14 protein-coding genes are annotated in these 12519 nt (G+C 44.6%); 7 read left to right on the top strand and 7 right to left on the bottom strand.

Annotated features, from left to right (window positions below):
* Positions 1-52: 52 nt before the first annotated feature.
* The 4 genes from H3V14_RS01900 (at position 53) to H3V14_RS01885 (ending at position 2961) form a co-directional block, all read left to right on the top strand.
* A complete protein-coding gene (locus H3V14_RS01900) occupies positions 53-442 on the top strand; it encodes a YkvA family protein (RefSeq protein ID WP_198214270.1) in 390 nt (129 codons plus the stop codon).
* A 182-nt stretch (positions 443-624) separates the two neighbouring features.
* Positions 625-1122, top strand: coding sequence for an invasion associated locus B family protein (locus H3V14_RS01895; RefSeq protein ID WP_198214271.1), 498 nt, complete (start codon positions 625-627; stop codon positions 1120-1122).
* A 151-nt stretch (positions 1123-1273) separates the two neighbouring features.
* Entirely contained in the window at positions 1274-2503 is a 1230-nt protein-coding gene (gene rlmN / locus H3V14_RS01890; protein ID WP_198214272.1) for a 23S rRNA (adenine(2503)-C(2))-methyltransferase RlmN, read from the top strand.
* Between the two features lie 26 nt (positions 2504-2529).
* A complete protein-coding gene (locus tag H3V14_RS01885) occupies positions 2530-2961 on the top strand; it encodes a hypothetical protein (protein ID WP_075869592.1) in 432 nt (143 codons plus the stop codon).
* 366 nt (positions 2962-3327) lie between these two features.
* On the opposite strand, the gene H3V14_RS01880 is transcribed toward H3V14_RS01885, so the two are convergent.
* The 7 genes from H3V14_RS01880 to lptC all read right to left on the bottom strand — a co-directional run bounded on the left by H3V14_RS01880 (position 3328) and on the right by lptC (position 9889).
* On the bottom strand, positions 3328-3828 hold the full coding sequence (locus H3V14_RS01880; protein WP_198214273.1) for a hypothetical protein: 501 nt from the start codon (positions 3826-3828) through the stop codon (positions 3328-3330).
* A gap of 170 nt (positions 3829-3998) precedes the next feature.
* Positions 3999-4466, bottom strand: a complete 468-nt coding sequence (ptsN, locus tag H3V14_RS01875) for a PTS IIA-like nitrogen regulatory protein PtsN (RefSeq protein ID WP_198214274.1) — start codon at positions 4464-4466, stop codon at positions 3999-4001.
* A 127-nt stretch (positions 4467-4593) separates the two neighbouring features.
* Positions 4594-5178, bottom strand: a complete 585-nt coding sequence (gene hpf, locus H3V14_RS01870; RefSeq protein WP_075915310.1) for a ribosome hibernation-promoting factor, HPF/YfiA family — start codon at positions 5176-5178, stop codon at positions 4594-4596.
* A 153-nt stretch (positions 5179-5331) separates the two neighbouring features.
* The gene (rpoN, locus tag H3V14_RS01865; RefSeq protein ID WP_198226200.1) at positions 5332-6894 is read right to left on the bottom strand and encodes an RNA polymerase factor sigma-54; all 1563 of its coding nucleotides are present in this window, start codon (positions 6892-6894) and stop codon (positions 5332-5334) included.
* 822 nt (positions 6895-7716) lie between these two features.
* Positions 7717-8499, bottom strand: a complete 783-nt coding sequence (gene lptB / locus H3V14_RS01860) for an LPS export ABC transporter ATP-binding protein (protein WP_143238510.1) — start codon at positions 8497-8499, stop codon at positions 7717-7719.
* 28 nt (positions 8500-8527) lie between these two features.
* Entirely contained in the window at positions 8528-9181 is a 654-nt protein-coding gene (locus H3V14_RS01855; protein ID WP_198226199.1) for an LptA/OstA family protein, read from the bottom strand.
* Between the two features lie 60 nt (positions 9182-9241).
* Positions 9242-9889, bottom strand: coding sequence for an LPS export ABC transporter periplasmic protein LptC (gene lptC / locus H3V14_RS01850; protein WP_075869586.1), 648 nt, complete (start codon positions 9887-9889; stop codon positions 9242-9244).
* Between the two features lie 427 nt (positions 9890-10316).
* Between lptC and H3V14_RS01845 the strand changes: the two genes are divergently transcribed.
* From H3V14_RS01845 to H3V14_RS01835, 3 genes are all read left to right on the top strand, one after another.
* Positions 10317-10598, top strand: coding sequence for an integration host factor subunit beta (locus H3V14_RS01845; RefSeq protein ID WP_075869929.1), 282 nt, complete (start codon positions 10317-10319; stop codon positions 10596-10598).
* Positions 10599-10626: 28 nt separating this feature from the next.
* On the top strand, positions 10627-10938 hold the full coding sequence (locus tag H3V14_RS01840) for a lipopolysaccharide assembly protein LapA domain-containing protein (protein ID WP_246784926.1): 312 nt from the start codon (positions 10627-10629) through the stop codon (positions 10936-10938).
* Between the two features lie 596 nt (positions 10939-11534).
* Entirely contained in the window at positions 11535-12518 is a 984-nt protein-coding gene (locus tag H3V14_RS01835; protein ID WP_369522662.1) for an RsmD family RNA methyltransferase, read from the top strand.
* Position 12519 lies beyond the last annotated feature (1 nt).

Here is a 12519-nt window from a genome sequence, read left to right as displayed (position 1 = left end):
TCATTGTTAATGAAGCGTGCTTTAAGAACATTTTTCCTGATGGGATTTTAAGATGGATAAAACGACAATCGACAAAATTTTGAAGCCCGAATCAGAAAAGACACAAAAGAGTCGTGCGGCAAAAGTACGTGCGGCTTTCTGGAAAACAGTTCGCAAAGCAGCTGGCCACATTCCTTTTATGGAAGATATCGTTGCCAGTTATTATTGCGCATTCGACCCTAAAACACCAACACGTGTACGCGGCATTCTTCTTGCAGCACTCGCTTATTTCGTGATGCCTTTCGATCTCATTCCCGATATGTTGGCCGTTATCGGCTTCTCGGATGATATCGCTGTTTTAACAATCGCGATTTCGGCAGTGCGTTCCCACATCACCGACGCGCATTATCAGGCAGCCCGCAAAGCATTGGAAAAAACCCCGATTGAAACACCCGAAAAATAGTTTTTTTGGGCGAAATTGTAATTTTTGAACAAAACTTCACCTTTTGGTAACCATAAACTAGTCAAAATTGCATGTAACAACTTTCGGTATATTGTGAGAATGATATGCCGGTTTTTAAAAAATCGCCGGTTTGAAGCCACATGGCTTTGCCAATCGAAAATAAAAAGTGAGCTGAGTATACGATGTTTGGAAAAACTTTTGTTGCTGCGTCTGTCATGATTATGGCTGTTGCCGGAACTGCTTCGGCACAAACTCCGACACGCATCAACCAATTTGATGCATGGGGCGCCTATTCCTATAAATCCGGAAACAACACAGTATGTTACGTGCTTTCCGCGCCAATCACTGCGGAACCCAAATCGGTCAACCATGGCGACAACTATTTCCTCGTCAGCAAACGCGCAGGCAATCCTGTTACTTATGAGCCGCAATTCATGGCAGGCTATGCCCTGAAGGACAAAGTCACGGTTTCCGTCGACGGCAAGAATTTTGAATTTTTCACCAAGGATTCATCTGCCTGGGCGGCTTCACCGGCCACAGAAAGCCAGCTCGTTGCAGCCATGAAAAACGGTTCCAACCTTTCTGTCAAAGCTGTTTCCCAGCGTGGAACAAATACAAGTTACACCTATTCCCTGAAGGGAATTACCGCAGCTCTCAACGCTGCACAGAAATGCAAATAACATAAATTTTATAGTTTTCACCAGTTTCAGGCACTGCATCATGATATTGTCATGGCGCAGTGCTTGTTTTATGGCGCATAAGTGTGGTGACGTTGGCTTGCTTTTATGCTAAATCCGCCAAGACAGAACTTTATTCAGAGCTTTGGAAACTATGAGCGTATCCTACGATCTTAGACCTATTGGCGCGACTTCGCTTTTGCGCCCTGCCAGAATGGATGAAACAAAAGCATCCCTTATTGGCTTGTCGCGCGCTGAAATGGCAAGCGCGTTACAGGAGATAGGCGTACCGGAACGTCAGACACGCATGCGCGTGAGCCAGCTTTGGCATTGGCTATATGTACGCGGTGTTTCCAATTTTGATGACATGTTCAATATTTCCAAAGACATGCGTGAAAAAATGAAAAAGCATTTTTCCATTGCCCGTCCGGAAATTGTCGAAGAACAGATTTCCCGCGACGGCACGCGTAAATGGCTGTTGCGCTTTCCCGCCCGTGGTGCCGGAAAACCTGTTGAAGTCGAAATGGTTTACATTCCCGAAGAGGGCCGCGGTACTTTGTGCATGTCCTCGCAAGTGGGATGCACTCTCACATGTTCATTCTGTCATACGGGCACTCAAAAACTGGTTCGTAACCTCACAGCCGAAGAAATTCTTGGCCAATTGCTGATAGCCCGCGACCGGCTCGGAGATTTTCCGGATAAGGACACACCGGACGGTGCCATTGTACCGGCAGAGGGGCGCAAAATTACCAACATCGTCATGATGGGAATGGGAGAACCGCTTTATAATTTCGAGGCCGTGAAAAAGGCACTGCTTATTGCTTCGGATGGTGAAGGGCTATCGCTTTCAAAACGTCGCATCACATTGTCGACATCCGGTGTCGTACCGGGAATTTTCAAAACCGGTGAAGAAATCGGCGTGATGCTTGCTATATCGCTTCATGCAGTTCGCGACGAATTGCGCGATATACTGGTTCCTATCAATAAAAAATATCCGTTGGCCGAATTGCTTGATGCCTGTCGTGCTTATCCGGGACTATCAAATGCAAAACGGATAACCTTCGAATATGTCATGCTCAAGGATGTCAATGACAGCCTTGATGATGCCAGAGGTCTGATCAAACTTCTGAAAGGCATACCGGCAAAAATCAACCTTATCCCTTTCAATCCCTGGCCGGGAAGCAATTACCAGTGCTCCGATTGGGAACAAATCGAACGGTTTGCCGATTTGATTAATCAGGCCGGTTATGCTTCACCGATAAGGACACCGCGCGGGCGCGATATTCTTGCCGCTTGCGGGCAACTTAAATCACAATCGGAACGTTTAAGAAAATCGGAACGGTTAAAACTTGAAGCCATGATGATTGCCGGACATGGCGACTGAAAATGGTGGCTCGAATAGGAAGTGACATGAAAAGTATTACAGCATTTCACATTACATGGATTTTAGTCGGCTGTATCTTTGCCGAAGCTGCATTCATGATTGTACAAATCGGCTTGACGGTTCTTTTACTCGAGCATGATATAACGTTGCACGATCTGTTATCGCCAAACAATCCTCTCTACGCAGTTCCGCCCCATTTCCTCATTGTGGGTGTTGTCTTCATTTTGGCAATTATCTATGGCGAACACCGCCATTTCTACAAAATGCACTATTATTTATTGTCAGCCCTCGTAGCCGCCATTCTTTATTTCATCTCTCTATGGCTGAGCGGAATGGCTCTTTCATTTGGTGAAACTGTCATCAATCTTATAGCTTCTCTGGTTTCTGGCGGTGTTTACTGGTGTATCACACCGCGTCGCTATAATCGCCGCTCATTGGCAAGCCTCAAAAACAACTAGGCTTCGCGACTACGCCGTTCGACCGGGCTTTGCAAAACATGCAAACCCGGTTTTTTTAGGCTGAATTTTACTCGTTTATATCGCCGGTTTTTATTTTATCGATTAGCAAATCTTTTTTTAAAGCGCACCCGATATACTTTTCCAAGCTTGAACTATTTTAGCCTAAAGATCACTCGACATGATGCTTTGTCATGCCCCTATGTTCCAGTCTACAAAGCTGATAAAAGCTATTTCCCATTCTTATAGAATTGAAGCATATCTGATCGTGTCGCCGTTTCAGAATGCCGTTTTCTATCGTCTCTTTTGAGCCCTGTTATTTGGAGCTAGCCAAAAACCGTAAGACCTGCCAAAAGCCTTAAAACCGGTTCATGAAAATTGGTATCCGCGAGCCACCAGACGCTGATGGCGTTCGGCCAGCCGGTCTTTCATCTTTCCATCTCTCACCATCTGGCGCAGTTTTTCAATGCGCTTACGACGTAATTTTGGCGAACCGCGACGCACCATTGGCCAAAGAATCCAAGGCAAAGCAAAGATATGAAACATTGCAAGAACAATAATCGTTGCGACTTTCGACGCCATAAGATAGTGCCCGCGCGCGCGCAAAATATAATAGGGAATGCTGGCACAGATGCCCACAATAACTGCCCACAAAACCGGTATAATAATGGCCAGAAGAAATACACCAAATTTTCCGAGATCAATAAAAAATGTCAAATTCCATGCATGAATAATCCAGTTCGAGATCCCGAGCAGACCAACCAGCAATGCACCATAGATGAAAATAACAAACATAATGAGGAAGGTAAGTGGTGCGGCTATACCCGGCTCGCGAAACCGATCATCATTCTGATGAGCCAAAGAGGTCATTATTTTATCCTGCTATTGAAAAACGCCGAACAACTGAATGAAAATCCGACGACAGAAAGCCTATCAGCCGTATCCCCGCCGGTCAACTCAAGATAACCGGCGAAAACCGGTTGAAGTGACAGGAATAGAATACCCGCATTTCAACCTCATGCGGGCACAAGTAAGATAGATTATGCAGCGTTCGAAGCCGCCGGATGCTGCGTAAGAAAAGTATGGATGGCTGCCGCATCATGGGTGTTGCGCAATTTTTGAACCATATCATTGTCGCGCAAAACGCGGGCAATTCGGGATAGAGCTTTCAAATGGTCGGCACCGGCGCTTTCAGGTGCCAGCAGCAAAAAAACCAGATCGACCGGTTCGTCATCAAGCGCTTCAAAATCAACCGGCGTTTCAAGACGGGCAAAAACCCCGATAATATGATCAACATTGGCTAGTTTGCCGTGAGGGATAGCTATACCGTTTCCCACACCGGTCGAACCAAGTTTTTCTCGCTGAAGAATCGTATCTAGTACTGTGCGCTCGTCAAGACCGGTCAAAGACGCGACCTTATCCGCCATGATTTGCAAAACCTGCTTTTTCGAGTTTGCTTTGAGGGCGGGAATAACTGCGTCCGGTGCTATCAAATCACTGAGATCCATGTGGTTTCCTTTTTTCCATCCCCAATTCTTTCCCGAGCCTGAGGGCCAAGTCCGGAGCATTAAAGGGCGTGGAGCATTCCCCTTAACATCAAACTTTATGAAAGTCGAAGAAAAGGGAATTCCTCATTCAAGCTTTATTGGTAATGGATGACGGGTCAATCCAACCGATATTTCCGTCAGCCCGCCGGTAAACAATATTGATTTTACCATCAGCAGCATTGCGGAATACCAGAACCGGATTATCCATCAAATCAAGTTCTACAACTGCATTGGCGACAGACATATCGCGCAAAGCCATCGACGTTTCGGCAACGATCGTCGGTGCGTAGTCTTCCGGCAAGCCTTCATCTTCATCCGGCACCGGTTCCATAATATGATAAGCATATTCGGCAAAAGTCGCATTGTCATTTTGCTTGTTGCTGCGTGATTTCAAACGCCGTTTATAACGACGAAGGCGCGTTTCCAATCGTTCTGCTGCGGCATCGAAAGCACCTTGCGGATCCTGTGCCTGACCGGTTGTCTGCAACACTGCACCAGAGCTTAGATGCAATACGCATTCCGCCGAAAAACGCGAACCGGATTTTACAACGGTAACATGTCCGGTCACACCACCGGCAAAATATTTTGAAATCGCATCGTTGATCCGGTCCTCAATCCGCGTACGGAAAGCGTCACCGATATCCATGTGCTTTCCCGAAATGCGCAAGCTCATTATAAACCTCGTTCATAATTCGTGATTTTTGCAGTTTAACGACATCTTCAAGAGGAAGCAACTCAAAGCACGCCCTTTTCTCGAAATGACGGAAAAACCACGTTTTCAAAGGGGCTTCTATTCAGTTATCAACAATAAGTCAATTGACTTAAATCAATCTATAGTTGTTGCAAGTTTTGCTTTCTTTTCTCTGCGTCGTGTCACTGATGAGGAAATATTCATTACTTCTCTATATTTTGCCACTGTACGACGTGCGATATCTATATTTTCTTTTTTGAGCAACTGAACAAGTGTATCATCGGAGAGAATGTCATCTGCATTTTCGCCATCAATCAGGTCACGGATACGTTGCTTGACCGCATCTGCCGCATATTGCTCGCCGCCATTTGTTGATTGCAATGCCGCCGAAAAGAAACTGCGCATTTCAAAAATACCACGAGGCGTTGCGATATATTTATTTGCGGTTACGCGACTTATGGTTGATTCATGCATGTGAACCGCTTCGGCAACCATCGCTAGTGTCAGGGGTTTGAGAGCTGCAATGCCACGACGCAAAAATTCTTGCTGGTGGCGAACAATTTCTGCGCTTACCGTGATAAGCGTGCGTTCCCGCTGATCAAGCGCCTTGATCAGCCAATTTGCATTTTGAACACAATCGCTAATAAAACTGCGACCGATATCGCCTTTACCTATTTTGACTGCATAATCCCGATCAATCACAAGCTTCGGCATTAAAGCGCGGTTAAGCTCGACAACAAATTCGCCATTCTGATCCACAGAAACAATCACATCGGGCGCAACAGGAACCGCCATTGATGTGCTATAGGCCGTTCCCGGTTTGGGATCGAGACTGCGAATTTCTTTCAAGATATCAACAACCTCACTTTCATCAAGACCGGAAAGCCTTGAAAGCATTGTAAAATCACGTTTTGCCAAAAGCGGAAGATTTTCAAGAATAACGCTGATTGCCGGATCAAGGCGGTTTTTTCGTTCAAGCTGCAATGAAAGGCATTCACAAAGCGAGGTCGCAAATATTCCCGGGGGATCGAATTGTTGAAGGTGTTTCAGAACTTTTAAAACCAGTGCTTCAGGCACTGAAAATTCTTCCGCCACTTTTTGGACAGAACCGGTAAAATATCCCGCTTCATCAAGATCACAAGCGAGATAACAGGCAATATCGTGTTCATTTTTATGTTTGAAGGCAAAGGCAATCTGCTCGCTAACGAAATCCTGTAGATTTGTTTTATCTGCAATCGTTTCAAAAAAGTTGACATCTCCAATTGCCAAAGCTTTTGTCGCCGGTTTGTCCCAATTGTCCATGCCTATAAAGTCGGATGAATAGTCTCTTCCCGAACTTCTATCAGTCGTTTGGTTATGCAAAGAAACAGCCTCATCGGCGCCGTCAAACATGTTGGAAAGCGTTTCGGAATCAAATGTTTCAAATGTATCCTGATCGTTGGCGGCTTTTTCTTCCGGAATTTGTTCACTTAAATCGAATTTTCCAGTCTCTTGTCCGCTTTCGGCATGGAGATCCGTGTCTCCCTCACAATCGTCTGCATCCGATCGTTCAAGTAACGGATTTTTTTCCAGCGCCTCTTCAATAAATTGCTCAAGTTCACCTGCAGTCATCTGGAGAAGTTTGATTGATTGCATCAGCTGGGGCGTCATCACCAGAGATTGTGATTGACGTAGCTTGAATGACGGTGATAGCGCCATAACCTTAATTCCTCCCCGATGGACCCCTCGCGAAACGGCCAATGAACATCACACACAACCAACCGAAGTTTGAAACTTCGACGTGATATTTTAAAAAAATCTATTCCCTACCGAAACTGGTATGATCCTTGCTTGTCAATAAAAAAATGATAAAAAGTCGAAAGCTTCAATCCTTGCTTTCATTTTCAACAATTTTTGTATCTTACCGGTTATCGAATTTAGTTGTCGTCTGCAATAAATGCCTCGACATTATTCCGTATGAACACGTTTTTGTTAAAAGCTGCTTGATACATGGATTATAATAAAAACGCTCGAGCGCAGTAAATCACCCTTTCAACCCTCATTGTCCCCCTTCTCACTTGTTCTGACATGAAAGTAAAAACGCAAAAACACAAAAATATATTTATACTATAAAATATTTTAAGAATTTTTATATATAAATAAATTAATACAAATTTGTTTAATAACCTTTATTATTTTTATTTTATAAAATAAAAATTATTTATATTATATTTTGTTATAATTTTAATTAAAATTTCAAAACCATAAATATATTCTATATATTTTGATGCAATTTATATTCGACACCCGCGCCCGTATCTTTCAAGTGTGCTAAATATGAAGCACGGCTATTCGATATTACCAACATCGGAAATAAGTTATCAAAACCCCATTCATGATGAATAAAAACATGGACAAGCCGCGTCCACTAAGGCTGTTAATTATCCGACGTTGTTTAGAAAACACGAAGATCAAGCAACAGAAGATGCCTTGATACGTCCGGCGCCGACATCTCGCCTATTTCACATAAATATTGAAAAATCAGAGAGAAAACTGATCGCCGAGATAAAGTCTGCGGACATCCGCATTGGTAACAATATCGTCCGGTTGGCCGTGGGTTAAAACCTGACCATCGTGGATGATATAGGCACGGTCAACAAGCCCCAATGTTTCACGCACATTGTGGTCGGTCACAAGAACACCAATGCCGCGGCTTTTAAGATGCCGCACCAATTGTTGGATGTCGGCAATCGCAATCGGGTCAATACCGGCAAAAGGTTCATCAAGCAGCATGAAGTTCGGGCGAGAAGCGAGTGCACGGGCAATTTCCAGACGCCGTCTTTCACCACCGGAAAGAGCGAGAGAAGGACTCTTGCGCAAATGCGCAATCTTGAACTCATCAAGAAGCGCATCAAGTTCTTCGGCACGCTTTTTGCGGTCTTTTTCGACGACTTCCAAAACCGCCTTGATATTGTCTTCCACCGAAAGCCCGCGGAAAATGGAAGCTTCCTGAGGCAGATAGCCAATGCCCAAACGTGAACGCCGGTACATCGGCATGTCGGTCACATCAAAACCATCAATTTCAATGCTGCCGCCATCAACTTCGACAAGTCCTGTGACCATATAGAAACATGTTGTCTTACCCGCTCCATTGGGGCCAAGAATGCCGACAATTTCTCCGGCGCGCACGCCAAAAGAAACACCTTTGACAACTTTGCGCCCCCGATAGGTTTTTGTCAGATCGCGAGCAACGAGTGTCCCTTTGAGGCGTTCTTTGAGGCTTTTACCCGAACCATCTTCATAGGCTATTTCTTCAAAAGCCATTTGCGAATCACTTTGTGACATAAAACGCTCATTTTCCGTTTTGTTCGTTGCGATTCATAATGATCGATACCCGACCATTTTGACCCGCGGATTTACAGCTTTCGAGAAAAGCTTTGCCTGTATCCATGTGGGCAGTCAATTTACAACCGGTCGCCACATTATCACCATCTGCCAAAATGACGCGTTTTCCTGTCAGAACCATCAATTTCGATTTGCCGTCAAAAACACCTTCATCACCGGTCGCAACCTGTGTTGCCGTTTTGATATAGACTTTGCCGGATGCTTCCATTTTTTCAACACCCGTCGAACCGAGACCACCGGCACCTACTGTTTTGGTGGCAGCATCCCCTTTTGCCTGACCGGAGGCAGTGTTGCTTGATGCATCTGTCTTGTCTTTATTGGCGTCTTCAGGTGCCTTGGCGTAATGGACTATCAATTTCGATGTCCGCAAAATCCGGTCGCCCTGAACAACCGAAACGTTACCGGTAAAAATTGCAACGCCGTCTTTGTCACGCATTTCGAGATTATCAGCGTTGAGCTCCACCGGCTCTTTTCCGCCGGAAAGATTGACACCGAAATTCGTCTGTTGAGCCAATGAAGGCGTTTGCCCGAGGCTCATGAAAGCCAATCCTGTTGCCATCACTGCACCAAGGTTAGAAAAATACTGCTTTAAAGGCTTCATTTTACAATCCTCAAATAAACGCGACACTGCTCATTTCAAAAGGCAGGGGTCTTTCGTTCCTTATTGCGCATTTGCGTTGTCAATGACAAGACTGACACCACGATTAAAAAACAACACTTGTCCATTATCACGTATTTGTAAACCGTTTGCCTTCAAATGTTGCCCGCCACGACGAATATCAACCGGTTGATCTGTGCTCAACTGGCTGGTTGACAAGTTGACATCAGCAGCTTCGAGTTTTGCCACCATTCCATCATTTGTTTTAACCTCAAAGGGTTTGTCGAATTGCAGTCGCCCGTTGACATTATCATAAAATGCACCCACCGCATTGACCGCCGCTTCCCCGCGCTGCCCCAAGGGAAGAGTTGCGGCAATCTGTTGTAATTCGATCATACCGGGGTGATGTGGGTCCTGAATGGCTTTATTGGCTTTCAAAGAATAGGGCTTATTGGCCGATGTGTAACCTTCAAGCTTCGGATCAGTCATTGTCAATTGTCCGCCACTGCCCTGATCGCCATTTAAAACGACAAGATCACTCGTGCTTGGGGTAGCAAAAAACGTAAACCAGGAAAAAATCAGTGCAATAACAATGGCTGCCACCGGCAGCAGAAACTTCAATATATGGACGCGCACTGAATGACGACGTGCGGCATCAAAAACAGCGTCAGATTTATAGCTCGGTGAAAATATTTCTGAACTGTCGTCCATTCTACCCCTAACAATCTTTCGAGTTTGATAAAAACAATCGCCTAGACGAAGTTCCCATATACCAGTTCAATATTTAGAGCAATTGTACCCGCCATTCAACTTTTCATTAAACGACCTTGTTATTAAATAGAACGACAACAAAACGTGTAAATCTGAACAAAACAGGCAAAAACGCTTTTTTTTTCAACGGTTTTTAACGGTCTTGAATAATTTTTTGATCAAACAGCGTTGACGAAATGCAATAGACAGACAATAAACTATCACAGCAATTGAATATTATAGTGAATGGCAAAGGACAACTGGCAGAATTTTTGAAACGGAATTCGAAATGCCTGTCAGACATGGGATTATAAAATCAACGAATCGTTATGAGCCTTGATTTTGTAACGGGTCATTGTCACCAAGCCGATCAAAATTGGAGGCTGTTTTGATTAAATCGGAACTTGTGCAAATTATCGCTAACCGTAACCCTCATCTTTTCCAAAGGGATATTGAAAATATTGTCAGTGCTGTATTTGATGAAATATCCACGGCTCTGGCTGAGGGGAATCGCGTAGAATTGCGCGGATTCGGGGCTTTTTCGGTTAAAAACCGTCCAGCGCGCTCCGGTCGCAATCCCCGCACAGGAGAAACGGTTTCGGTTGAAGAAAAATGGGTTCCGTTTTTTAAAACAGGTAAAGAATTGCGTGACCGCTTGAACAACGAGTGAAATCATGAATCTGAAACAGATTGTTAGTTTGATAATACTGATCCCGGTTGGCATCATCCTGATTGCTTTTATCATCGCCAATCGGGCGAGCGTTGCTTTAAGCCTCAATCCTTTTGACACAACGGACACCAGTCTTGTTTATCACGCTCCGTTGTTTGTCTGGCTTTTTCTTGCACTTGCAATCGGTATTATTATCGGCGGAATAACAGTCTGGCTTACCCAACATCGCTTCCGCAAAGCTCTGAAAGACACGCAAACCGAACTGCAAGGGCTTAAAATGGATATGTCTAAGAAACCGGATTTGACTAAAACAGATCTTACAGTCGTTGACCATTCCTGAATATTAAGCCCCGTCGGGCAAAGTAGAATTTTTTCATTCATCTGCTTTCTGTATTCAACAATTTTTTTAAAATTGTAACCGGCGCCCTTGAACTGAATGACCTAGATTATAAGCGTTTGGCTTATCAATAATTTTATGCAAATATTTTATTGTTTTTTGCTCGCTTTTTTGGGTGATCGTTATCGATTGTTTTCGAATATTTGCGACAATAAAAACGGGACTATCAGCTTACCGTCCAATTCTCACTAAACCGCATAAGCAAAATGAAGAACGATTATTTTGCCGGAATCTTTATTCGTTTTGATAGTGGAATGCGTTGTTCTTTAGCCGAAACCGGTTTTAGAGCGTGCAAGAAAAATATACCTTTTTGAAAAAGATGTTTTATAAGCAAAGAACATCCTGAAATTTATGGAAAACGCCCGATTGTGAAAGCACAACACCCAAAAGAAAAGAAGCGCGGATCTAAAATATCACGCAACAGTGCTCCCTATAGTCCGAAAAAGGCCTCTGAAACGTTAGACAGGCCTGAAAGACGCAAAGCTATGCGCATCAACAATTCAGGGAAATTTCATAAAGCCCACACACCGGACGCCGCTGTGAAATCAGCTAAAGAGGTACTACGCGAAGACAAGGGTGGAAACACAACGCAGGTGAAAAACCGCTTTTTACCTCGCCCGTTGGGGAAAAGGCCCGAAGAAAAACTGCCGGTCATTCTCGAAACAACTGCAAGCGAAAATTATGCATTGATTGATAGCGGTAATGGCTTGAAACTCGAGCGTTACGGAAATTTGCGCATTATCCGGCCTGAAGGGCAAGCTTTATGGCAACCCGCGTTAAGTGAAAAAGATTGGCAGGATGTTGATGCGATTTTTACCGGAAATACCGATGAAGAAGGGATGGGGCGCTGGAATTTTCCAAAACAGCCACTTGGCGAAACATGGCCATTGACATGGGATGGAATGTCATTTCTCGGCCGCTTTACCTCATTTCGTCATGTCGGGGTCTTTCCCGAGCAGGATGCCCATTGGCGTTTTATGGAAGAACTTATTAAAAAAGCAAATCGTCCGGTCAGGGTGTTGAACCTTTTCGGCTATACCGGTCTTGCCTCGCTTATTGCGGCAAGAGCAGGAGCCGAGGTCACCCATGTCGACGCATCCAAAAAAGCTATTTTATGGGCCAAAGAAAATCAGGAAGTTGCACATTTGACAGATCGCCCCATTCGCTGGATTTGTGATGATGCGATGAAATTTGTCGAACGCGAAGGGCGACGCGGCAAACATTACGATATTATTTTACTTGATCCGCCGGCTTACGGGCGCGGGCCCCATGGCGAGGTGTGGCAACTTTTCGATCATTTGCCCGAAATGGTCAAAGGATGCCGCGCTATTTTATCCGACACCCCGATTGCCGTGATATTGACTGCCTATTCAATTCGCGCCTCATTTTTTGCAATCCATGAATTGATGCGTGATGAATTTACCGGCCTTGGCGGACTTATCGAATCGGGTGAACTTATTTTGCGTGAAGAAAAGGCAAAAAGGGCGCTTTCGACTTCTCTTTTTAGCCGCTGGATTTTTTAAA

Source organism: Bartonella sp. W8151 (assembly GCF_016100385.1).
Taxonomy (GTDB): domain Bacteria; phylum Pseudomonadota; class Alphaproteobacteria; order Rhizobiales; family Rhizobiaceae; genus Bartonella; species Bartonella apis.
The sequence above is the reverse complement of the archived record's forward strand: the minus strand, read 5'-3'. Positions and strand labels throughout refer to the sequence as shown.

Excerpts from the sequence above, each read along its gene's own strand:
- H3V14_RS01900 (WP_198214270.1), top strand. The coding sequence starts at position 53 with ATGGATAAAACGACAATCGACAAAATTTTGAAGCCCGAATCAGAAAAG.
- H3V14_RS01895 (WP_198214271.1), top strand. The coding sequence starts at position 625 with ATGTTTGGAAAAACTTTTGTTGCTGCGTCTGTCATGATTATGGCTGTT.
- rlmN (WP_198214272.1), top strand. The coding sequence starts at position 1,274 with ATGAGCGTATCCTACGATCTTAGACCTATTGGCGCGACTTCGCTTTTG.
- H3V14_RS01885 (WP_075869592.1), top strand. The coding sequence starts at position 2,530 with ATGAAAAGTATTACAGCATTTCACATTACATGGATTTTAGTCGGCTGT.
- H3V14_RS01880 (WP_198214273.1), bottom strand. The coding sequence starts at position 3,828 with ATGACCTCTTTGGCTCATCAGAATGATGATCGGTTTCGCGAGCCGGGT.
- ptsN (WP_198214274.1), bottom strand. The coding sequence starts at position 4,466 with ATGGATCTCAGTGATTTGATAGCACCGGACGCAGTTATTCCCGCCCTC.
- hpf (WP_075915310.1), bottom strand. The coding sequence starts at position 5,178 with ATGAGCTTGCGCATTTCGGGAAAGCACATGGATATCGGTGACGCTTTC.
- rpoN (WP_198226200.1), bottom strand. The coding sequence starts at position 6,894 with ATGGCGCTATCACCGTCATTCAAGCTACGTCAATCACAATCTCTGGTG.
- lptB (WP_143238510.1), bottom strand. The coding sequence starts at position 8,499 with ATGGCTTTTGAAGAAATAGCCTATGAAGATGGTTCGGGTAAAAGCCTC.
- H3V14_RS01855 (WP_198226199.1), bottom strand. The coding sequence starts at position 9,181 with ATGAAGCCTTTAAAGCAGTATTTTTCTAACCTTGGTGCAGTGATGGCA.
- lptC (WP_075869586.1), bottom strand. The coding sequence starts at position 9,889 with ATGGACGACAGTTCAGAAATATTTTCACCGAGCTATAAATCTGACGCT.